The organism is Pseudomonas sp. 2835, assembly GCF_050435905.1.
GTDB lineage: Bacteria > Pseudomonadota > Gammaproteobacteria > Pseudomonadales > Pseudomonadaceae > Aquipseudomonas.
Map to the genome: position 1 here is coordinate 1 of NZ_JBNDLE010000004.1, position 21,752 is coordinate 21,752.

Consider the following 21,752-nt stretch of genomic DNA (forward strand, 5'->3'; position numbering starts at 1 on the left):
ATGGGTCGGAAGCGGACCGTCCCACAAGCAGCCCTCTGCCTCATCTCCTCGCACCAGAATCGAGAATGTGCAGTGGCCAAGCTCCATGTGATGGACTGGACATGGCTTTCCTAGAAGCCTTTCAGCACAAGCCCCTCAGGCTAATTTCGCATCTCCCGTACCATTTATGTACCATTTGATTTCGCTTCAATCTCCAGTCAAGCAGTGAAGATCAAATCACTTGAATGTGTTGGAGCGTGCCTCTCTTGAGACCACCGAATCACTTCCATCCTATAGGTTACGATGAGTGCCCATCGACCTAGCCCTCCACCGCTCTCAGGCCCAACCCTGTCGAAAACGTTACTACGTACTGTTGCTTTCTGCAAAACTCTCGGCTATAAAAATCCGTTTTACATGCTGATTTCATCAAGGAAGTTCCATGTCATATCATGTTTTAACCGACCAAAGGACAGGTTGCCTGTCAGCCATTTTAACCACCTCTGCCAAGAAATATCTTGAACTGATCGAAGACGTCTACAAAGATAAAGGCGGAATCAAAGGACAGAGAACTCAGCTCAAAACCAAAACAGGAATTCGTATCCGCGAACGAATGGTAAAAGATATCGCAGCCGGTGCAATCCTACCCCCAATCGTTATAGGCGCGATACTTGACGATCAAGAATTTAATGCGGCCGCTGACTTTACTGACGACCAACAAATTAGCGAACTATTAAACTCTCTAAACAAACAACAACTATCCATCATTGATGGAATGCAAAGAACCACCGCTCTACTTGAAGCCTCTGACATCAACCCGATTGAATCCAATCCGGTCCGCATCGAAATCTGGTTTGCCAAAAGCATTAACAGCCTAATTTACAGAATGTTAATACTCAACACCGGACAAGTACCATGGGATATAAAGCGCCAGCTTGAAACCATTTATGAACCTATATTGGCGAGAATCCAAAAAGATGTCAACAACATTGACGTCCTTGGCATCAATAGCAATCAGAGACGCACAGAGGCTGGACAATATCAAGGGAGCAAACTTATTGAGTTCTTCCTTGCATTTTCTTCACGAAAAACAAACATCGACATAAAGGAAAAAGTTGCTGAAGATTTTGTTCGCATGGACGCAGCAGAAGCCACCGCGGACGGTACATTTGTGGATACCTTTGTCGAGATAATTAAAATTCTATCAGATCTTGATAGTGTATTCTTCAGAGGCAAAGCCCAAGAGCAGATAGATGGACGATTTAAGAGCGGCAAAGACATCTTCACCAGTACACCTGCGGGACTAGGATTTGTTACCGCAGCAGCGGTTTATATATTTGGCGCACCAGGCTTCACCCGCAACTCAGAAAGTTCTATTGCTAGATCGGCAGAGCTAAAACTTAAAATCTCCCAACTCATTGAAACTCTGAACAACATTCCAGAAGCCCAACTGTTTGACTTCCTTGAACTGGTTAGTTTAAACGAAAGGATAGATAGACCTAGCGGCAAGGTCGGCGAGTTTGAGCGAGAGTTTTTCTTCAAGGCCTTCTCTGCTCTGTTTTCTCACGCACCAGAGCTACCAAACATGGATGTTTGCTGGGCTGCATACTAATGTCACGGAATATGATTCTATATACTGAGAAAGCCTTCTCTCAGCTATCGCTCGGAATCAATGTGCCGTCGATCAAGGGCGCACGCTTGCTTGCTCCGCCAGCGGAGCAAATGGCAGAATTGAGACGCGAGTTCATAGATGTTGAAATCTCTCCCACAGAGTACCTTGCTCACAATGTAAGATTTTTCACAGCGAAGACCAACACACAACTGTTGTACTGCTTCACAAATCTTACTGAAGAGCAAATTGAATTCGACACACTTGCGCAGGAAGGAATAGTTCCGACACAGCCAAGTGAAGCAGTAATTTTGGCTGCCATAGCCGACGCTTCAATCGCCAGATCACCTGCCACCTCCCTCGCACAACTTGAACAGGAGATCCTTTTTCAGCAAGAGGATACCGCATACAAGGGACATGCCTTGAGCGACCTGTTACCGTTCTTTGAGAGCATGCATTTCTTTGTAGTACATGATAATAGCCAGCATCAAGGCAAAGAAACAAAGGACTTGGCCTACTTAATATCCAGTCACGACTCAAGCATCATCAATCCAAATTTACACATCTTTCTCCCCGAGTTCAGAAGCTTACTTTCTCACCCCGGGCGCTTCATGAAGCAAAACATATTCTGGTCAATGACAGCAGCCCATTACAAACATGTCTTCCTAGAGCTATATCGTTGCATAGAAAATATCTATTCATTCCCTCACGCGTTCGCTCTAAAAAACAGAATGGGTCTAACCCTTGCCAGTTATGAAATTGCTCGACACTGCGCAGACGAACTCGGCTGGAAACGAAAAGAAGAATCCTCGCTAATAAAAATATTCAGTCTACTTCCCACCCCAACACTCACTCCATTGATAACAGCCAACATTTGCAACCTGGATGGAAGCGAATTCACATTTACCAACCCAAAAGAAGAGGAGACCTCGAAGAAAACTCTTGCCAAACTGATATACAAAATCAGAAATCAAATGGTTCACCAGTTTGAAGTCGACAAGGAAATCCAAATCACCGCTGAGACATGGATTGACTTGATAAAATTATTAATCCCCATAATAGACCATATTTATACTGCTCACGCCGCAGAATTACCGAATTAATAAAGCTGCCAGCCTTGCGATAGTCGTACAAACCCCGATTGTCTTGGAGTACTGACGCAAGAAAGCCCAAAGCCTTAGCCTATAAGGTCTTCGGGCTTTTATTTGGCTCAAGCTAAAAGGCTGTAGTTAGCGCTGGGTGGCGTGGTTTGGCGTACGACTTGCCCCATTTTTGCCCCACGCTTTTGCTAATGGAGTGTTCCTGATGGCGTTCCAAGAGACCGCAGTTGGTAGTCTGTTTCCGCCTGGCAAAGTGATTCAGCGATCAACCTAAGACGCTCAATTTCTTCGGCCGAGCTGCCGCCTGCCTCCGCCTCGTGGTAACACCGCAGAGTATCCAGCGCCTGCTGGATAAGCGGCTCACCTGCTTCAATCATCCCGGCCAAAGTTCGCTTCATCTGCGGGCCCTCCTGAGTTGAAATTCTAGCGGACTTCTCGATCAGCCAGGATAGGGATTTGAACCCGCCCGCAGCGGATCACAGGCCGCCATAGGCCCGCTTTTGCTGATACTAGAACGCTTCCTATCGGGCTGCAACGGCCTATAGCGGCCCTAGTTTTGCCCTAAATTTGCCCTAAGAAAACAATCCCCCAACGCCCGTGCGCAAACCTCGGAGTGCCAACACCTACCATTTTTTGCGCACGCTTTCGCCAAGCCTTACACTGTATAAACATACAGCTAAGCGAGAGCACCAATGCCTACAGACGAAGACGACATTCAACCCATTCGATTGGCTCTGGATGAAACACAGAAACCAACCATGGAATGGCTTATGGAAAACCTGCCACTGGGCTTTCGCGGTGATCACTGCGCCGAAGCACGCACGATGCTTGGCTGGAGCATTGAAGCCTTGGCATTCCGTTCGGGCGTATCACCTGGAGCGATTAGGCGGCTGGAGAATGGGGCCGAGCTGCGCCGCGTCACGATGCAGGCCCTCGCCTACGCCCTAGAGGCAGAAGGATTGTTCTTCCTTCCAGGCCACCAACCAATGAAGGGAGACAATTTAAGAGGCGCTACACCGTGCCCTCGGACCAGAGATGACTTTCATTTGATCGAATGAATTTCACCCAGGGACAATCACCCAGTGAATAAGAAGCTATTGAGCAAGCCAGAAGCCCTGGCTCGCTGGAACGGATCGTTGCGCAACGAGCATCTCAGGCTGAGTAACCCAGAGGTCTACCTGCAGGTCATGCGCATGGCCACCGCCGATCTGCAGGATCTCGAGCTGTTCGACCCGCTGGAAGTGCACGATCTATTCGAACAAGCCCAAGCCGCCTACAGCGCTGCTCTGGAAGAGCAATTCGCCCATGAGCTGTACTGCCGAGCATCCAGCTACAACGTTGTGCCGGTGGGCGGCTACCGGCGAATAGGTAGCATCCGCCAGGGCAACTACTATGAGGAGAATCGAACGGAGGCGTTCAGCTGCGACGGCATGGTGATCCAGGAGCCGGATCGCCTTCGAGTCGTGCTGCGCACCTCAGGTGAATTGGGGGTGATCCTGGGACTGCAGCTCATTGGTACCGACGGCAGGGTTTACCACCTGGTAGAGACAGCGAGGATGGTCGAAGGCAGGATGCTGCAGGGTGTTGATGATCCTGAGGCGTACCGTGTACTGATTGATTTGGCGCAGGAAGCGTTTGAAGAGAAAAAGTGGGCGCGGTACCGACTATTGCGGGACCGAGTGAGATACTCGCCGTTCAAATGTTGTCCGGCGTGCTGTGATTCATTCGCTCAGCGCGAAGACTGTGAGAAATGTCTTGGTCAAGGATTCGTTACCAAGAACTTGGGAAATGCCAGGCCTGCCAATGATGGCCATCTTTGCGGGTAGTCTTAACCCACTGAGTAAGAGACCACCCGGCAAGCCTGAATACCGGGCATGATGGAGCGAACACGGAGTAAATTAGATACAACTTGACCAACAAAACTAGTCGAGCCTTTTATTCATTCCCGGGAAAACACTTTCCTCCAGCACCATATGCCCACGACAAAATATGGAACTGCCGTAACCACTAACAAAATCAACGAATACCACGGACTCCAACACAAAGATAAATCATTGCAAACGTCCCAAGACTCCCTCACCCAAACCAACACAGGAGGAATAAACACCCCAAATAAAAGCAGGAAAAACACAGACCCAAGCATGAACATGATCATTTGCTTGGAAGCAAATCTACCGCCCCACTTCTCACCTTCACCAATCAAAACATGACACTGCGGAATTATTTCACCCCTGTACTTTTCCAAAAGTTCCAAGGCCTCATCCAGAACACCTGCCATTGGGTAAAAAGGATGCATTTGGGGTGCATTCTGCTCACGATCTTTACGCTTTCTCGCATTATCGTCCGGGTCATTAATTGGATTAAATGGTTGCCTTTCTATATAAGCAGCCCTCCGCGCTATCACCGCCTGATATTTTATCTGATCATATCTGAACGCCAAGTTTCTTAAATTCCCAGTAAAATCACCATGAGTAAATCGGCCGTATATTTCACCAAAATGCTCAGTTAACTCTTTGAGTCTTGGCGCATCCAAAGGAGCCATTCTTTTTCTCTGAATGACCTCATCAAAGTGCTGCACTTGTTGACCTGACAAAAATGGATAAACCATAAACATGCAGCCCATCAACGCCAAAAGATCGTCGTAGCATTGCACAACTTCCTCATCAGGCACTTGGTCTGAATAGTACACACAACGCTTAACACACCGCCTAGCAGCGGACCAATCCAAACCACCATCCTCCGTAACGAACTTCTGATGCGCTCCAAAATGAGAACTACACCTTAACTCTTCACACTCCCTTACAAGGCTCGCCTTAGCATCTGCAATATCATGCATTTTTTGGAGAACATAAACCCCAAAGGCACAAACAAACGCACCTACAAAACCTATAAGAGTGGAGTGAATAGAGGGCAACACACTCAATATATTATCCATCGACTCCCCTTACGAACACGCTAATTAAATAAAACCCCAAGCTTAGTCTAAGCCCTTAGTTTAAAACAGCCCTCCCAGTGCTGACGGTGCCCAATTCATGATCACCAGCTCTCCCGTCATCTCAGCCTTGCCTTGCCGCTGATTGGCCGTGGTGTACCGGATATCCAGCGTTTCGAAATGAAAGCCCTCGAACGCACGCCGGATATCCGGGTGGTCGTTGATGCTGACCATGACCCTGCCTTTGCAGCGGCGCATGAATTCAGCCATCCGCTCGTAGTTGTCGAACGGAAAGTCGACCCCGTACCCGGCAGTCTGCCAGTACGGCGGGTCCATGTAGTGGAAGGTGTGCACTCGATCGTAGCGCTCGGCGCATTCCAGCCAAGAGAGGTTCTCCACGTAGGTACCGGCCAGCCGCTGCCACGCGGCCGAGAGGTTCTCCTCGATCCGCAGCAGGTTGATGGCCGGACCGGTTGTCGCGGTACCGAATGTCTGGCCCGTGACCTTACCGCCAAAGGCGTGCTGCTGGAGGTAAAAAAACCGGGCTGCACGCTGGATGTCGGTGAGGGTTTCGGGCCGGGTCATCTTCTGCCATTCGAAAATCTGGCGCGAGCTGAGGGCCCATTTGAACTGGCGGACGAATTCTTCCAGGTGGTTTTGGACCACCCGATAGAGCGTCACCAGGTCACCGTTGAGGTCGTTGAGCACCTCCACCGGGGCGGGCTGCGGGCGCATGAAGAACAGCGCAGCACCACCGGCGAAGACCTCGACGTAGCATTCGTGAGGGGGAAAGAGAGGGATAAGGCGGTCAGCCAGGCGGCGTTTACCACCCATCCAGGGAATGATTGGAGTCGTCATTTGATAGCAAGTCTTTACTGTATGGATAAACAGATGTTAGGCTCGCCGCGCTTTGTGCACGGAGCAGGAGCCTCGGCTGGACTTGCAGGAAGGGTCTGCGGGTTCGGTGGGCCAGCTGGATGTTGACGCATCCTCCTGGCCCGCTCCTTTTCATTTCAGCGCGTGATAGCGCGCACGTAGGCCTGACAGGCCTTGAGGGCGATCAATCCTTTGTCGCCTCGGTCGGTGATGCTGATAATTCGTTGAGCATGTCTTGGGTCAAGGTTGGCTCGAATGGCTCCATGAACCACGCCGGTGCTGCTGGTGGAGGCTGGCACCCCACAGTCACCACCCTGGGCGGTGGCGTCGAGTAGGACTGACAACCGCAGATCAGCAGTAGCAAGGCGGTCACGCAAGCGAGCCTGAGTCTGTTGGGCATCGAGCAGCTCCTGGTAATGGGTTTGATCAATCGCCTGCAAGCGATCCTCCAGCGCCCGGCGCTGGGTTTGTTCCTGGCCAAGCCGATCGATCGCGGCGCTCGCGGCGTCTTCTCGCTCCCTCTGATGGTCAGTGTTCTGCAGGGCCAGCGCCTTCTCGTAGCTGTTTGCCTGCCAGACCCAGGCAGCACCGCCGCCCAGGGCAAGCCCCAGCAGCAGCGCCAGGACCAGCAGTTGCCAATCCAGGGCCTTCACTGCAGCACCTGCAAGGCGCGCTCATACAGCTCTTCGCGATCCGCCAGACCGTTGGTACCGCCGTTGATCTTCTTGGTGATGGCGAGGAAGTCGCCCTTGTCGGCCAGGGTGTTGAGCCCCGCCCGTTGCCAGTACCAGCCCGCCGACATCGCGGCATAGACCGGCTGCTCGAGCAGCTCAGGTGTGTTGAGCAATCGGCTGTCGCCGAACAGGGCTTCGCTGCAGGCCTGGTAGTTGGCACGCCCGGTGACCTGAATCAGCCCACGGCCGCGATACTGCTGACCGTCGCCGTCAGCCTCTGGCGTGTTGCCCAGGCGCTGGGCCAGCTTGCCGGTGTCGTACTTAGCCAGGTAGGTGTCACCGCCCAGCTCACGGACATAGCGCAGCTGGCCAGACTCGTGGCCGATCTGGGCAATGAACGCGGCCATGCGCAGGCGCGTGATGATGGCGTACTTGCCCATGGTGGCATTGAGGCCAGGAACAAAAACGCCGGCTTGTTTGCCGGCGTTGGGAAGGATCTGCAGCAGCTGCGGTGCAGTGATAGACATCGATGTTTCTCCAGTGATGGCCACGTCAGGCCGATGGGGACAGCTCGACCACTTTCAGTGGCTTGGTTTGTTTCTTTTTCTTGCCTTTGGCCTTGGCCTTACCCTTCTTGCCGCCGTTGCATTCGACCGTGGTGCTCCACCCGGACTGGGTAAATACCTGCTCCACCGAGTCCACCAGGTACTCGCCATCAAGACCGACCTTGAAGCCTTGGGCGCTGATCATCCGTTCGGCAAATAAGTCAGTCCGCCCGGGCATCTCCAGCCGCACACCGGCAGTGCTGCGGTTGAACGCAGCCAACCGGGCCTTGGCGGCTTGCTCGGCGGCGCTCTTGTTCGGGTAGATGTGTCGATCGGTATGCACCGGTGGCAGGCCGGCGGGCGCCTCATCGTTGCCCAGCTCGACCACCTTCAGCGCCCCGCTCTTCTTGTCTTGGTGCTTGGCTTGTACCGCCTTCTGGGTCGACTTGTCCCCCAGGCGGAACTGGTAGCGGCTGACGTCATGGCGGGTGATGGTCACCGTGCCCAGGGCCTTGCCGCTCGCGCTTTGCCCGGCCTGTCGCGGCAACACCAGCAACTTGCCGTCGCCGACCTTGGCGGTACAGTCGTACTGCTTGGCCAGGCGGGTGATGAAGTTGAAGTCCGACTCGTTGAACTGGTCGACGCGGGGCACCTTGGTGGTCACCGGGCACACCGGTTGCCAGCCGTTGCGTGCTGCCACGTCACGAACAATCTGTTGCAGCGGCACGTCTTCCCAGCTGCCGCTGCGCGTGGTCTTGCCGCTACCGCGCATGTCGCTGGCCTTGCCGCGTATGACCAGGGAATCGGGCGGGCCGGACAACTCGACCTCATCCACGGTGTAGCGCCCCAAGCGGGCCAGGGGCTGGCCTGCATAACCGAGGAAGACCTCGATATGTGCGCCCCGCGAAGGCAGCGCCACGCCCTGGTCGCGGTCATCGATGCGCAACTCGAACTCATCCGACTCCATGCCGGGCTTATCCGAGGTACGCAGCTGCAACAGCCGGTCATTGATCAGCTGGGTGATGTCCTTGCCGTCAGCGACAAGGCGGAAAACGGGTTGCATGGATTACTCTCCAGAAATGCAAAACCCCGCACAAGGCGGGGCTTCGTTGGTGACCAGGTGACGGCGATCAATCCCAGAGTCGCATCAGTGCCTCGGTCGAGGTCGGCAGATCCGGCAGCAGGATCTGCACACCGGAGCGGTAGGGTTGCGGCTCGTCGGCCAACCCCTGGTTGGCATTGAGCACCGCCTCGACCGCGCCATTGAGGTGGCCGTAGTGGTGCTGACAGAGGGTGTCGAGCAGATCCCCGTCAGACGTTCTGCATGTCATCGCCATAGCTCACGAACTCCAGGTTGAAGGTTTGTTTACGCGGGATCCCGCCTGCCAGCAGGTTGCTCTGCTCTTCGTCCAGGCTGAGCAGGCACCAGTTGCCCAGCACTTCACCGTAGCCGGTGGTCAGGCTCAGCGGCTGCAGGCGCCGACCGATACTGCGCAAGGTGTCGAGTTGCTTGAGGCCACCCTTGTGCCCAGGAAAGATCGCGCCCTTGAGGCTGAGCTTGTCTTCCCCCTGGCCGATGGCCTGCTGGGCAATGCTGCGGCTCAAGCGCTCCTGCCCAGCCCAACGGAACGCGGTCTGCCGCCGCAGCTCATCGAACGCGGCGGTGTCGAGGTTGAAGAAGTACGGCTGCGCATTGGCCTGCAGCGGCTGCAGGATCAGCAGGTGCGGGAAGGGCTTCACCGCCTCGACCGCCGGGGTGGTCGACGGGGCTAGCGCGCCTGTGGGCATGATGTTGCCCAGGGACGGACTGACCTTTCCGGCCAGCCGGTTGATCTCCGCTCCGGCCTTGGACGCCTGCTCTTTGAGTGTGCCGATCCGGTCCTGGATCTGGGCGGCCGCCGCTGTGGCCTGGCCGTACTTGGCCGCGACCTCACCGACCTTTGACTGGGCCGCGTTGATACCGCGCATGGTGCGCTGCAGCTTCTCGCCCAGAGCGGGACCGATGAACGGGATGTTTTCCAGCTCTGACGCCGCACCGGTCATGTCGCTGATCGCACCGTTGAGCGGGCCCAGCATGCCATCGAGATTGCGGCGGCCCGCTTCTCCCGCCGCGACCAGGGACTTCAGCCCGGACTGCATTTGTTCCATGTAAGGCATGGCACCTCCTTATACGTGGGGAGCGTCGAACAGCTGTCGCCCCATAACTTGACGGGCAAACTCCTCGAACTGCGGCCGCAAATGGGGGGCCAGGTCGCGGGCCAATTGGTTCGCGTCCTTCACATCGCCTTGCACCGTGACCGAGAAGCTCGGCGACCAGGTGAACTGCTGGTCCACCTGCGGCTGCACCGGCTTGGCTGGCTCCGCCGCTTTGGCGATGGCCTGCACCGCTGCCGGTGCCGGAGGCGCCACGGCCATCGAGCGGACAACATCCCCCGGCGCGTTGGCCGGCGCTTTCGTGATCGGTTCTGCAGCCTTGACCGGCACGGCAGGCGATGGCGCCGTCGCGGCAATGGCACGCACAGCATCCCCGGGCACCGCTGGCTTGGCGGCTTTGTCAGGTTCGTCCGCCTTGGCCACCGCCGTGTCCTTGTCATCACTACCGAACCACGCCTTGCCCAGCATGCCACCCAAGCTGTCGCCACCCAGGCCACCGAGTAGCGCCCCTACGGCGCCACCAATGGCGGTACCGATCACCGGTACCACCGAGCCAATCGCGGCCCCGGCAGCCATCCCGGCCATGGTCCCGGCCAGTCCACCGGCCGCGCTGCCGTAACCCTCGGCTTTTTCGTCCTGGGTCTCGGCATTCATGAAGGTATCAACGGCGGTCACCCCAGCATCGATCAGGCCACCGCCCGGCACCCCCTTGGCGAACTTACTGACCTTGCCAACGGCACCGAGCATCTTGCCGAGGGCGCCCGGCGCAGCGACCGGCGGCACCACAGGCCGGGGAACCGGCGCACTCGAGGTAACTGGACGAGCGCCCTTTGAGCGAGGGCCCGCCGAGCGTTGCTGCGTGTTGGTTGATGTCCGCCCTCGGCGTTTGCGCCTCGAGGAGCGCTGACCACCTGATCGCTCGTTGCCGCCTGCGCCTCCCAATCCCCCCATGGCGCTGGCATTGACCACAAATACCCGTTGTGGCTCGCGGCTGCTGCCGCCATCGCCATCGTTACTGGCCCCGAGCAGGCCGCCCAGCACCTTGAGGCCGGTATCCACCGGCTTGATACCGGTCTTCCCTCCCTTACCGGTGATGGCGTCACTGATGCGGCTCCCAGCGCGTGAACCGCTACGTTCCATCATCACCCCGCGCCCGATGTTGGCCAGCCCTCGGGCAACCTTCAGGCTGTTGAGCACGGTCTTGAAGGCAACGAATGCTGCACCGATGGCTGTGATCCCTAGCACCACCGATTGCGAGCCGTCCGACAGATTGGTCAGCACGTGGGCGACTTTCGTGATGCCCACCGCGATCAAGTCAGTTACCGGGGCAATTGCCTCGCCAAGGCTGCGCATCGAATCGTTAATCGCTTGCGTTGCTTCCGCCCACTTTTGCGCCGATGCCTCCCGCCGCTCACGTAGGTTCTTGTCGAGAATGCCCTTGGCGTTCTGCGAATCCTTCTTAAGTTGTTCGTACAGGTCACGGTTACCCGCATAGGCAGTCAGCGCCGCCTTAACCTGCATATCAGCAAAGATATCGCCGGTACGCAGCGACTGCTCCAGGGCGTTGAGCATCGCCTTGGCTTTCTCGGGGTTGGCCTCCTTGCTGATTTTGGCCTGAGCTTCGGCCATCGCGGCCGCCTTGGCCGGATCGGTAGCCTGGATATACTCCATAGCCAGGGAAAAGCTCGACTCAAGGGTCGACATACCCTTCTGAATGCCGGTATTGAGAGACTTTTGGTAGTCAATGCCAGCGTCCTTGTAGGCCTTGACCACGTCGCCCGAACCGATTTTTTCCATCCAGTTCTTGAGGTTGTTGGCCGCCTCATCGGAACCGCCGGCGGTCTTCATCTGCACCTGCAGCATTGCGCCCAGGGAACTGACCGACTCCATGCCGATGCTGCCGTTCTTCTCCATGCCCGCCAACAGCTGCGGGAACCACTTCGCCATGTCGGAGGCTTCAAAGCTACCAGCCTGGCCTTGCAGGGCGATGGCTTCCAGAGCCTGCTCCATGATCTTGGGGTCGGTGATCTTGGCGTTCTGCTGCAGCGCCTGAATCATGCTCGCCGTGTCGACGCCGCTGGCCCCTTGGCCAATGGCGAACTTGGCCGCCACCGGCGCATACGACATAGCCTGGCTCAAGTCCATGCCAGCGCCGACCAACTGATTGATCAGGTCGGCTACATCGTTGCGCGCCATCCCGGTTTCTTGCGAGGTCTGAATAACCGTGCGGCTCATCTGGGCCTCTTGCGGCTGGTTGACCACATCGGCCTTGATCGCAATGTCGCGGATGATCGCCTGATAGTCCGCGCTGATCTTGCCCGCCACGCCCAAGGCACCAACGCCCACCACCGCCTGGCCGACCGTCGACTTCAGCCCTTCCTTGCCCTGCTGGATCTGCTGTTGGCCCTTGATCTGCAGATCCGTCGCCTTGGCGGTACGGCCGAGGCGCTGGTACTCCTGATTCAACCTGCCAACCGCGACCCCTTGCTTGCGCAGGCCGTCGAGGTTGCTTTCCAGCTTGCGCAACAAACCGGAGGCCGAGGCCGAGCCGCTGTCGTGCGCCTTCTTCCATTCCTCGCGCAGGCGAATGGTCTCGCCAATGGTGCTCTTGAGCACCTTGGCTTTGTTGCCCTTCTCTTCCAGCTTCTTGATATGGCCCTGGACTTCGGTGAACGCCGAACGCACCGTCGCGCTAACGGCGCCGCCGATCACCAGTCCCAGTGATAGCTTGCCTGCCATGGTCTACCCCTTGTGTGCGGGCTCAGTCCGTGAGCCACCAGACCACGCGATCAAACGGCATGGCCTCGATTTCAGCAGCCGAGAAATTCAGCTCTGCGGCCAATCGCTTGGCCGCTCGCTTCTGCACCACTGGGTCAAACGCTGTCATCCTGCACCAGGCGAAAATAGCCAGCCTGCAGGCGGTTGTAATCCTTGAGGGTCAAGCCCTCCAGGTCCTTGGTGCCAACCTCGGCCAGCGAGGCGAACAGGGCCAGCTCGCGCTGTTCGTCATCACCACCCGCAGTGGCCCCGGCAGCGCGTACATCGCGGACGGTAGGGGCCCGCAGGTGCAGCTTGTCGACCTGCACGCCGTTGGCTTCCGTTGGCTTACTCAGGGTGATGTGTACGCCCTCGGCACGCAGTTCCATCCAGACCGGGGTTTTGATTGCATTGCTCATCGATAGATCTCCTTACAGGCCGAGGGCCGAACGTTGGGCGGCGAGCTGGTCGACGCCGTTGATGACGCGTTTCATGCCAAGTGGATCGATCTCGTACACCAGGCGGCCGTCGACCTCGAGCTTGTAATAGGTGACCGCGACGTTGTGCTTGATCTCGGCCTTGTCGCCGGGCTTCCAGTCGCCCATGTCGACCTCTTTCAGTGAGCCGCGCAGGGTCACCACCACCGACGTCACCTTGCCTTTGAGGCCCTTGAAGGCGCCCCGGAAGGTGCCGTTAAAAGCGGTGCCGTCGGCCAGACCGAAGAACTTCAGCGACTCGCGGCGAACGCCGGCGGTGACAAAACCTGCCTCCTGCTTTTCCATTCCCTGGTCCAGCTCGATCGGCGCATCCATGCCACCGGCGCGATGCTCTTCCATCTTCAGGGTCAGCTTGGGCAGTGTCAGGCTGGGCACATCGCCTTGAAAGCTGATGCCATCAACGAACAGGTTCAGGTTGGCCAGGGTTTCGGGAATCATTGCCATGGGTTCAGCTCCTTAGGCGTTTTGGTCGAGGACTTCGGTCAGCCACTGGTTGGTGACCTCGACGCGGAAGTTCGGGTTTTCGGCAGGCGGCACATCGGTAAAACGGATGTTCCAGTACACCTTGCCCTGCTCCAGTTGGCTGGCCGTGTTCAGCTCAGGGTCAGCGAAGACCTCAAAGTTGATGATTGCGCCCTGGGCCTTGAGGTCGCGCATGAACGCCTGCAGGCCCTCGGTCACGTCCTTGACGTAGGTCGCGGTAATCGAGCGGTCGACCGCCCATTTGTGCCCGTACAGGATCGCGTCCATGACGATGTCCATGGTCCGCACGCGGGTGACGAACGCCCACTTCGGATCACTGCTCAGCGTGCGGTTACCCCACAGGCGGTAGCCGTCATCCCGGATGATGGTGGTGATGTTGGCGTTGTTGAGCAGGTTGGCCCGGCAGGTTTCGTCGCCGTCGAGGAACTCGATCGGTCGGCCGGTACCGGTGATGCCGACGAACTCCTTGTTCGATGGCGAGGCCCAGAACCCGTACTCGCTATCGGTCCAGGCAAACAGACCGGCAACCCAGGCCGAGGCCGGGGCATCGACGGTCGCGTCTGCCGTGGTGTCCCAGGACTGGACGCCGGGGTCGACCAGGTAGGCGCGCTTGGCACCGAAGTTTTCCGCGTAGGCAATGGCCGCTTCGTCGGTGGTGTTCGGCCCGTCGATGATGGCGATACCCCGCAGCTTGTCAGCCAAGGCCACCAGCGCGGTACCGACCGCCTGGGTAGCGCTGTGCTTGGGCGTCACCAGTAGCCGCGGCTGCGCATTGAATCGGCTCTTGCCGTCCAGCAGCGCCTGCAGGCCGGTGCGTTTGCCGTCGGCCAGCACACCGCCGATGATCGCCGAAGTTTGCGCTGCTGCCTCTTCGACCTTGGCCACGCCACAGGCGACGATAACGGCCTTGGCGCGCATGTAGATGGCCTGACAGGCCTTAGTGATTGCCGAGTCGGGACCGAAAGCGGCAACCGCCTCACGCTCGCTGGTGATCAGCACCAGGTCGTTGGCCTTGGCGCTGGCCGTCGGGCCCGGGGTGAAGGTATCGACCAGGCCGATGATCGAGGACGATGGCAGGCCGATGGTGCGCGACCCGGTGTCGACGTTGGTAACGGTGACACCGTGAAAGAATCCACTCATGGACAAACTCCAGAAAGGCGAAAGCCCTGCTGTGCAGGGCCTTCAGGGGGTGTTACGGGAAAGAAAAACCCCGACAGTGCGGGGCTTTATTGGACTTGCTCGGCGATCCATGGTGGCGCCACGGGCCGGTGCTCGACATCGGGGAACTGCTCGGTTTGCGGCCACTCGCGCAGCTGCTGCATGTAGCCCAGCAGTTCGCTGAATTGCAGCGCCGACAGGGTCGGCTCGCGCTGCAGGTCCTGCTCGTCGCGGTGACGGTTGCGCAGCCACTCGACTCCAGCCAGTTGCGCGTTGCGCCAGTCCCGCTGCTCAGTGGCGGCCAGCCCTTCAAACGGCCGAAACTCCACCGCGTCGTCAACGAAATAGCACTGCAGGCCGCGTGGGGCTTCCAGGCTCTGGTCAAACAGCCGCTTACTGACGGGAATCGCTTCAGGCGGCACTTCGCGATTGACCACCGTGTCGAGGCGACCCATTAGGCGGCCGGCGCCATCCACTAAAAACCAGTAACGATCAGACATTCTTAGTTCCCCCAAGCCCAGAAATAGCCATACCCTGCGCCGCCCAGCGAACCGCCGACCGACCATAGAAACGCATTGCGCCCGATCACCTGCACCACATACCCCAAGCTGTTGGTGTGCCCGCCAGCGGTCTGCGCCTCAATCGACATCGTCATGCCGAAAACATTGTTCGGAAACGGAATCGTGAAAGGTCGATAGTCGGTAACACTTTGCGACTCGTACACGTAACCCCATTGGAAAATGAAGCCGCCGAGCCAGTACGGCAACGCGATGTAGCCGTTTTGTGTCAGGCTGTAGCCGACCCCGAAGCGTAGTTTCTTCGGCGTCACGATCAGCGTGTCATCAGTGCCGGCGTTCACTTCGGCTTGCGTACCGACCCGTGCAAGCCCGGCCAAGGCTTCAGTTGCTTGTTTCACCGTCCGCGCCACAAAGCGCGCCAAGCCCCCCACGCTCACCCATCTGCTCGACGAAACCCCCTCGTCAATGTCCGCCTCGGAGGCCTGCATGCTGAAGTCGACAATCTGACGAACTACACCGGGATCTCCCGCCGGGGTGCCCGCTGCCCACTTGCGTACCACTGCGCCGCCGGCCGTAGCCACCAGTGCAACCGAACCTTTCGACGGATCATGCCGAACCCATTTCGACCCGTCGTAATAAGCATTTTGTGCCACTGACGACTCATCACCGGAGGTCAGGAACGCAAATTGCCCGCCGTGAATATCAAGGCTGCCGGCCGCCAACGGGTTGCGGTTCGGAATGGCATCGGTAATCCCGTAGCCCGCCAAGGTGGTTGCCCGGTTGGCCTTGGTCGCCAACTGGTTGATCATCGTCGCGGCAAAATTCGGATCGTTGCCCAGGGCGGCGGCCAGCTCATCGAGCTTGTCCAAAGCACCAGGCGCCGAGCCCACCAGGTCAGCAACCGCCGTGGCGATCCGCTGTTGGGTTTCCGTCTTGGTGAAAACATCGGTAATTCCATGGTCAGCCACTTTCGTTGGTAGCTGCTTTAGGTAGCTGAACAGCAGGTTAGAGGCATCGAGACTTGTTGAAGTCGACGCCCACACAATCGGGTTTGGCCCGGCAGGCGCCCGGCGAACAATGACGCCGCCATTAGTGGCCACCACACACACCGCCGCCGAGCTCTCGTTATGGCGGACCCAGGACGTCCCGTTCCAATAACAGTTCTGACCCAGCGCCGTCTCAAAAGGCGAGGTTACAAAAGCATAGGGCGCGCCATGGATGTCGATACTGCCGCCGGGAAGCGGGTTGATGTTCTTTAGCGCATCGGTGATGCCATAGCCGGCCAGGGTCGTCGGATTGAAGCCTGCCTGAACGAGCCCCCGTTCGTTGATCGTCACCCTTGTGAAAGTGCCCGCCACCTTATTGGCCGGCAGCACATTGGTAATAGCAGTGTCGACATACTCGCGAGTCGCCAGTACCACCGCTGGATCAATCTTGAGTTGCACATTGGCCGTGCTGGTCACGATGATGTTCAGACGCACCACCTGAGTCTTACCCGTGCCCTGGCTCAGCAATGGCTTGAAGCTCGGTGCACAGTTCGCCACCGCAACCAGGTCGCCGTCCACGTCATAAAGACCGATTTCGCGAATCCACCAGCCGCCCACATCCGGCGGAATGATCTGCTCGGCAATGATGATGTTGAGGTTGGCCGGGTCGACCTTGACCTGATTGAGCGGCGCCCGGCGGCGCTCGTTGATCAGCTTGGTTTGCGTCCTCGACGGGATCGGGTCTGTCTGGTTGGCATCACCGACGCCCATTTGTGAAAAGGTCCAGGGCACGCCCAGGGCATTGGCGTTAGCCTGCTTGGCCTCCCCTACTGCCGTGAGAATGGCAAAGAACTGGCTTGTCTGGTCTGTCATGAGTACACGTCCAGGTATTCGATTTGATGTTCGCGGCCGACATGGCCAAAGCTGCCGGTGACCTCAATGTCGCGGGAGGACGGCGGGTAAACGTCGATGGATTCGCCCTCGGTCAACCCCACGGCCAAGCGCAGGTAGCCGCTGGTGGCCAGGGCAATCGCCAAGCCTGTGAGGTGGCGGCTGACCGGCTTGGCGTCATCGATCAGCCGGGTCAGCTCCTGATACATCTCTTCGGTGATACCGGTTTCCAGCACACCGACTTGCAAGGCAAAGGTGCCGGGCACACCTTGCGGAAAGGTCTGCCACCACTCCCGAACCTCGATCAGGTATCCCAACGGCTCAACCACCCGCCGCAGGGCGCCGATGGTGCCCTTGTGCGCGTGCACGTAGAACGCCGAGCGGATCACCGAGCGTTTGATAGCGTCCGACCAGGTGTCATCCCAGCGATCCACCGACCAGGCCCAAGCCAGTTGATGCAGCAGATGCGCCGGGCAGGTGTCGGGGTTGTACAAGGTGCGCAACGGCACCTCGGGGGTATTCTCGGTGGCCGTCTCGATCGCTCGCTCAAGCTGGGTACTGTTCAGGGGGAGCAGGCTTTTCATCTCAGCCACCCCGCTTGACGCTGATGCCCTCACACCAGGCAGCCTGCGACTTGGTAGGGCGAATGTCCGTCCAGTTGTTCAGCTCGACCCGGCTGACACCGGCGATGTGCAGCTGGGCGTCCACACCCGAACGGGCCACCTCGACCGCCAGGCGACGCCGAGGGTTGATCCATGCCTCGAGTCGGCGGCGGCATTCGGCTAGCGTGGCTTCGATCTCCGGGCCACTGCCAGCCATGTACACCACAGCGTCGATCCGGTATCGCAGGATTTCGGCGCCCTGCACCGTCAGGCGATCACCTACCGGCCGCACGTCATCGTCGCTGAGCCGGGTGCGAACCGTCTCCAGCAGCGCTGGCCCGGCCTGGCCTTCTCCCTCCAGGCTCAACACCGTGACTACCACCACTGCTGGCGAGGGGCTTTCGGCGGTGGCATCAGCGACCAGGCCCGAGGCGTTGCGCGCATGCAGAATGTAACTGTTGCGGGGCCCTGCCGTGGTCAACCCTTCATACACCAGCTGGATCCGCTCCCGTAGAGCATCGTCCGCCTCAAGCACAGCCGGTACCGGTGGTACAGCAGCCAAGTCTTCGGCCTGAACCACCAACCGTTTAAGCCGCACGTTGGCTGCCAGGTGATCGAGGTCAGTGCCCTGGGCGTAGGCCAGCAACAAGGCCTTGGCCGCGTCGTTAACCCGCGCCCGGTCCTGCAGACGCCGGTAGGCCCCCAGCTCCAGTAGCTTGGTGACCGGATCGCTTTCGAGAAGGGCCGACCAGTTGTCGCCCATGAACTGGCGAAAGACTGCCAGCTCGGCCTGGTAGACCTCTTCAAAGTCGAGATCCTCCAGCACTTGCGGCGCGGGCAGCGCCGTCAGTTCGATGGTGCTCATGCCGTTACCTCAACTATCGCGCTCTCGCCCAGGTACTGGCCGGTCAGCTGCAGGGTGATCTGGCCACCGACAACGGCGGTGACCCTGACCCGCTCCAGCTTCAGGCGTGGCTCCCAACGGCCGAGCGACCGAGCCACCTCCGCCTGCACTGCGCTCTTCCAGCCTTCGTTAACCGGCAGATCGACATAGCGGCGCAGTTGGCTGCCGTACTCCGGCCGCATACGACGGCTGCCCAGCGGGGTGGTCAGGATGTCCTCGATGGACTGCCGCAGATGCGCCAGACCGGAAAGAGGCTGACCCAGGCGGCGGTCCATTCCGATCATGGGGTTACTCCGGCTGCAGCTTCAGGTCTGGGTGTTTGCCCAGGTGGGCCTGTGCGACGGTGTCGCCTGCCTCGGCGATCACCAGCGCCCCGGTCACTGCTAGGGAGCGACCGTCCGGCAAGATCAACACGCGCGAGGTGTAGACCGTGTCGCGGTACACCTGAGCTGCCGCTTGTGGAACGGCTAACGGGGGATCTAGCTGCTTGTTCACTTCTTTGGCCATGATGCCTCCAGGCACAAAAAACCCGCAAAAAGCGGGCATTGAAAAACTTCGATAAACAGCTCCTATGGAAGAGCGTCAGCCAACACGTACCAGAATTTGATTTCTTACCTCGCTAACGCATTCCTTCAATCGGCTTACTGTGCATCCTCTAAGGCCGTATCGGTACGCTACTTCTGTAATTGCGACCCCCTCAACCAGAACAAGACGCACCAATGTCTTCGCATCGTTGCGCCGTCCAGTTAAGGGATGACCACCGAGATCATCTCGCCTGGTCGGGCTTAAAACCCAAGCAAGTTCAAAATCCGACGCTGTCATCTTTTCAGCCATGACTGAGTACTCAATGTTTGTGATTGGCCGTGTTGCCACCGATATCGATGATCTTGCCGCCGCCGTTGATGTCGCCGGTAACGCGCAAAGGCCCGTTGACCTGCACCTGGCCCTCCAGGGTGATGCTCGCTGCCTTGGCGGTGATCGCGGAATCCGTCACCACCACCGTGCTGCCACCAACCTTGACCGTCGCGGTGCCGCTTGGCAGTTCGATGGTGTAGCTGCTGGCCTGCCAGTCGTAGACCAGCGAGCCACCATCATCGAAACGCCACACCTCGACATGGTCGCGGTTGTCTGGCTGGGCACCGGCATTGCCGTACAACCCCGGTACGAACGTGCCCTGAGCTGGCTCACCGCTCGGGCTGATCAAAGCGCCCTGTTCGTCCAGGCTTGGCGCACGCCAGTGCCGGGCCTTGCCAGCAGCTTGGCTGTGCCAGCGGACCCAGGCGCTGGTCCATCCAGCACCGTCGGATACGCGGACCATCGCGGCAGCCAAATCGACCGCCACCACCCGGCAAGGAATGATCAGCCCCGCCAGCATGCGGTCATGGGCTGCGCTCGCGTAGCTCATGTCATGGCCTCCGGGGGCTGGTAGTCACCATCGGAGATCGGGCCGCCGTCTGGGCTGATACCCCACAGCAAACTGCCGGGGGGCTGATTGGGCCAAGGCCACTCTTCCTCGCCGAGGTAGATGCCCTGCGTCCACTCGACGACCCACACGGCGTAACTGTCCAGTTCGGGTCGGGTCCAATCCTGCGCCGAATTCACGAACTCGGCCTGGTCGACCGGCAGCCCCCACGATTGAGTGCGCAGTAGCACCGCCATTTGCGCCGCCGCGAAGGCGGCTTTCTGCTGGCATTCCACATCCTCACCAGCGACGATGAAGCGCACTTCCAATCGGGCAATCAGCGCCGTTTCCCCCGTACCTTGATCAAGGCCGGGCTCAAAACCCGCCAACTCGATCACTGCCGCTGGCAGATCTATGCGTTCCTTCATGTGCGGCATAGTGCAAACACAAGCCAAACCAGGGATTGCCCGGTAGATATGTGCCTCAATGGCTTGATAAAACAGCTCCAGGTTGAACTCATCCTCAGACACGGGCAGATCCTCGCAAGTACTTCTGCAGTTCAAAGTTCAGCTCCTGCTCAAGGACTTTCAGCAGGTGCTCATGCGCTTGCTTGGTCCAGCGCTCGAAGTGTGGGCGCACGTCATCCAGGGATATCTTGGCTTTGGCCAGCGGGTAGCGGCTGCCGTTTTCACTGATCCAACCCGAACTCGCACCACCACCGCCAGAGACTTCGCTGTCGGGGTAGTCGCTGGCCTTGAAGTGCTTGCTGGCCGTGCGGATCCAGATGTCTGGCTGACCGCCATACACTCTCCGGTAGAACGCCCCCTCATAGCGGCGCCCCGCCACCGAAACGCCCGACCGGCTTTGCCGAGGTCGGCCAGCGCGGCTGGCCTCGATCGGGTTGATACCGAACCACAGCTTGCCCTGACCGTTGCTACCTACCGGGTAGGCCCGCAGACGCTGCCGAACCGCACCAACAGCAACCTTCTCCTGCCGACTGACCGCCCGGGCGACATGCGTTCGCAACCAGCGCAGGGTTTTGTTAATCGCCCGGCGCTGGGCGGCGGCGGCTGCCTTGGGTACTAAAGCAGCGAAGTCGGCAAACGCCTTCAGGTCCGACTGGTCGGCCTGCAGACTGATTAGGCCACTGCTCGCCGACTGCTTGTGATAGCTGCCAACGCTCATCAAACCTCCCGCAATATCAGGTTGATCCAGCCCGTACCGTCCGGCTCCCGCTTGCTGATGACATAGCGTCCACCGCCATCCTCAGGCGCGAGCAGGCAGACCAGGTGCTGCCCCTCCTTGATACCGTTCGCCTCTGCGATCCGTACTGCAAAGACCGGCTCGCGCACACCGGTGTTGATGCGGCCGATCTTGGGTTGCAACCAAGGTGCCGAGAAGAAACCCGGCACCGGCTCGTCACGCCCTTCGATCATCGCCTCATCGCCCAGAACCTCTAGTAGCTGCGTGTCCATCGCTGCCACTTGGTCACGGAAGGCCATGGTTACTCACCGTCGTCTTGGTCGTCCTTAGCGGGGAGCTTCCCGCGAGGCGCGATTTTGCCTTCATCGAGCAACAGCTCAAGGAGCTCCTTGTTCGGCGGCACGTAGGCTTCGCCCTTCTTGTAGATCTTGCTGCCGTCCTGGACGCAACCGTCTACCACCACGTATTCGATTTTCGCCGCCATG

At 58.6% G+C, this 21,752-nt stretch carries 27 protein-coding genes; 4 read left to right on the forward strand and 23 right to left on the reverse strand.

The window, feature by feature from the left end:
- The first annotated feature begins 418 nt into the window (after positions 1-418).
- On the forward strand, positions 419-1,588 hold the full coding sequence (locus ABIE20_RS06285; RefSeq protein WP_429503707.1) for a hypothetical protein: 1,170 nt from the start codon (positions 419-421) through the stop codon (positions 1,586-1,588).
- A gap of 62 nt (positions 1,589-1,650) precedes the next feature.
- Positions 1,651-2,688 (forward strand): hypothetical protein, encoded by a 1,038-nt coding sequence (locus ABIE20_RS06290; RefSeq protein WP_429503709.1) that lies wholly within the window; start codon positions 1,651-1,653, stop codon positions 2,686-2,688.
- A 185-nt stretch (positions 2,689-2,873) separates the two neighbouring features.
- On the opposite strand, the gene ABIE20_RS06295 is transcribed toward ABIE20_RS06290, so the two are convergent.
- Positions 2,874-3,083, reverse strand: coding sequence for a hypothetical protein (locus tag ABIE20_RS06295; RefSeq protein WP_429503711.1), 210 nt, complete (start codon positions 3,081-3,083; stop codon positions 2,874-2,876).
- Between the two features lie 294 nt (positions 3,084-3,377).
- Here ABIE20_RS06295 and ABIE20_RS06300 point away from each other — a divergent pair, with 294 nt between their 5' ends.
- Positions 3,378-3,743, forward strand: coding sequence for a helix-turn-helix domain-containing protein (locus tag ABIE20_RS06300; RefSeq protein ID WP_429503713.1), 366 nt, complete (start codon positions 3,378-3,380; stop codon positions 3,741-3,743).
- Between the two features lie 24 nt (positions 3,744-3,767).
- Entirely contained in the window at positions 3,768-4,511 is a 744-nt protein-coding gene (locus ABIE20_RS06305; RefSeq protein WP_429503715.1) for a hypothetical protein, read from the forward strand.
- Positions 4,512-4,624: 113 nt separating this feature from the next.
- On the opposite strand, the gene ABIE20_RS06310 is transcribed toward ABIE20_RS06305, so the two are convergent.
- From ABIE20_RS06310 to ABIE20_RS06415, 22 genes are all read right to left on the reverse strand, one after another.
- Positions 4,625-5,620, reverse strand: a complete 996-nt coding sequence (locus tag ABIE20_RS06310) for a hypothetical protein (RefSeq protein ID WP_429503717.1) — start codon at positions 5,618-5,620, stop codon at positions 4,625-4,627.
- Positions 5,621-5,680: 60 nt separating this feature from the next.
- On the reverse strand, positions 5,681-6,475 hold the full coding sequence (locus tag ABIE20_RS06315) for a DNA adenine methylase (RefSeq protein ID WP_429503718.1): 795 nt from the start codon (positions 6,473-6,475) through the stop codon (positions 5,681-5,683).
- 155 nt (positions 6,476-6,630) lie between these two features.
- Positions 6,631-7,146 carry a lysis system i-spanin subunit Rz gene (locus ABIE20_RS06320; RefSeq protein WP_429503720.1) on the reverse strand — a complete coding sequence of 172 codons (516 nt, stop codon included), beginning with the start codon at positions 7,144-7,146 and terminating at the stop codon, positions 6,631-6,633.
- Positions 7,143-7,694: a glycoside hydrolase family 19 protein gene (locus ABIE20_RS06325; RefSeq protein ID WP_429503722.1), complete on the reverse strand. Its 552-nt coding sequence runs from the start codon at positions 7,692-7,694 to the stop codon at positions 7,143-7,145. Before ABIE20_RS06325 ends, ABIE20_RS06320 begins: the two co-directional genes overlap by 4 nt.
- 25 nt (positions 7,695-7,719) lie before the next feature.
- Positions 7,720-8,775, reverse strand: a complete 1,056-nt coding sequence (locus ABIE20_RS06330) for a phage late control D family protein (RefSeq protein ID WP_429503724.1) — start codon at positions 8,773-8,775, stop codon at positions 7,720-7,722.
- A gap of 67 nt (positions 8,776-8,842) precedes the next feature.
- Entirely contained in the window at positions 8,843-9,049 is a 207-nt protein-coding gene (locus ABIE20_RS06335) for a tail protein X (protein ID WP_429503726.1), read from the reverse strand.
- Positions 9,024-9,869 (reverse strand): phage tail protein, encoded by an 846-nt coding sequence (locus ABIE20_RS06340; RefSeq protein ID WP_429503728.1) that lies wholly within the window; start codon positions 9,867-9,869, stop codon positions 9,024-9,026. Before ABIE20_RS06340 ends, ABIE20_RS06335 begins: the two co-directional genes overlap by 26 nt.
- A gap of 9 nt (positions 9,870-9,878) precedes the next feature.
- Complete coding sequence (locus ABIE20_RS06345) at positions 9,879-12,605, reverse strand: phage tail tape measure protein (RefSeq protein ID WP_429503730.1); 2,727 nt, start codon at positions 12,603-12,605, stop codon at positions 9,879-9,881.
- 134 nt (positions 12,606-12,739) lie between these two features.
- Positions 12,740-13,042 carry a phage tail assembly protein gene (locus ABIE20_RS06350; RefSeq protein ID WP_429503732.1) on the reverse strand — a complete coding sequence of 101 codons (303 nt, stop codon included), beginning with the start codon at positions 13,040-13,042 and terminating at the stop codon, positions 12,740-12,742.
- Positions 13,043-13,054: 12 nt separating this feature from the next.
- Positions 13,055-13,564 carry a phage major tail tube protein gene (locus ABIE20_RS06355; protein WP_429503734.1) on the reverse strand — a complete coding sequence of 170 codons (510 nt, stop codon included), beginning with the start codon at positions 13,562-13,564 and terminating at the stop codon, positions 13,055-13,057.
- A 12-nt stretch (positions 13,565-13,576) separates the two neighbouring features.
- Positions 13,577-14,743, reverse strand: a complete 1,167-nt coding sequence (locus tag ABIE20_RS06360; protein ID WP_213603716.1) for a phage tail sheath subtilisin-like domain-containing protein — start codon at positions 14,741-14,743, stop codon at positions 13,577-13,579.
- Between the two features lie 86 nt (positions 14,744-14,829).
- Positions 14,830-15,261 carry a hypothetical protein gene (locus tag ABIE20_RS06365; protein WP_429503736.1) on the reverse strand — a complete coding sequence of 144 codons (432 nt, stop codon included), beginning with the start codon at positions 15,259-15,261 and terminating at the stop codon, positions 14,830-14,832.
- A gap of 2 nt (positions 15,262-15,263) precedes the next feature.
- Entirely contained in the window at positions 15,264-17,138 is a 1,875-nt protein-coding gene (locus tag ABIE20_RS06370; protein ID WP_429503738.1) for a phage tail protein, read from the reverse strand.
- Entirely contained in the window at positions 17,135-17,740 is a 606-nt protein-coding gene (locus ABIE20_RS06375) for a phage tail protein I (RefSeq protein WP_429503739.1), read from the reverse strand. The genes ABIE20_RS06370 and ABIE20_RS06375 overlap by 4 nt, the downstream gene beginning before the upstream one ends.
- 1 nt (position 17,741) lies before the next feature.
- A complete protein-coding gene (locus tag ABIE20_RS06380) occupies positions 17,742-18,623 on the reverse strand; it encodes a baseplate assembly protein (RefSeq protein ID WP_429503741.1) in 882 nt (293 codons plus the stop codon).
- Positions 18,620-18,946 (reverse strand): GPW/gp25 family protein, encoded by a 327-nt coding sequence (locus ABIE20_RS06385; protein ID WP_213603712.1) that lies wholly within the window; start codon positions 18,944-18,946, stop codon positions 18,620-18,622. The genes ABIE20_RS06380 and ABIE20_RS06385 overlap by 4 nt, the downstream gene beginning before the upstream one ends.
- A 4-nt stretch (positions 18,947-18,950) precedes the next feature.
- Positions 18,951-19,169, reverse strand: coding sequence for a hypothetical protein (locus tag ABIE20_RS06390; RefSeq protein ID WP_429503743.1), 219 nt, complete (start codon positions 19,167-19,169; stop codon positions 18,951-18,953).
- A gap of 337 nt (positions 19,170-19,506) precedes the next feature.
- Positions 19,507-20,067 (reverse strand): phage baseplate assembly protein V, encoded by a 561-nt coding sequence (locus ABIE20_RS06395; protein ID WP_429503745.1) that lies wholly within the window; start codon positions 20,065-20,067, stop codon positions 19,507-19,509.
- Positions 20,064-20,594, reverse strand: coding sequence for a hypothetical protein (locus ABIE20_RS06400; RefSeq protein WP_429503747.1), 531 nt, complete (start codon positions 20,592-20,594; stop codon positions 20,064-20,066). Before ABIE20_RS06400 ends, ABIE20_RS06395 begins: the two co-directional genes overlap by 4 nt.
- Positions 20,587-21,249, reverse strand: a complete 663-nt coding sequence (locus tag ABIE20_RS06405; RefSeq protein WP_429503749.1) for a hypothetical protein — start codon at positions 21,247-21,249, stop codon at positions 20,587-20,589. The genes ABIE20_RS06400 and ABIE20_RS06405 overlap by 8 nt, the downstream gene beginning before the upstream one ends.
- A complete protein-coding gene (locus ABIE20_RS06410) occupies positions 21,249-21,566 on the reverse strand; it encodes a head-tail joining protein (protein WP_213603705.1) in 318 nt (105 codons plus the stop codon). The genes ABIE20_RS06405 and ABIE20_RS06410 overlap by 1 nt, the downstream gene beginning before the upstream one ends.
- Positions 21,567-21,568: 2 nt before the next feature.
- Complete coding sequence (locus ABIE20_RS06415; RefSeq protein ID WP_429503750.1) at positions 21,569-21,751, reverse strand: hypothetical protein; 183 nt, start codon at positions 21,749-21,751, stop codon at positions 21,569-21,571.
- Position 21,752 lies beyond the last annotated feature (1 nt).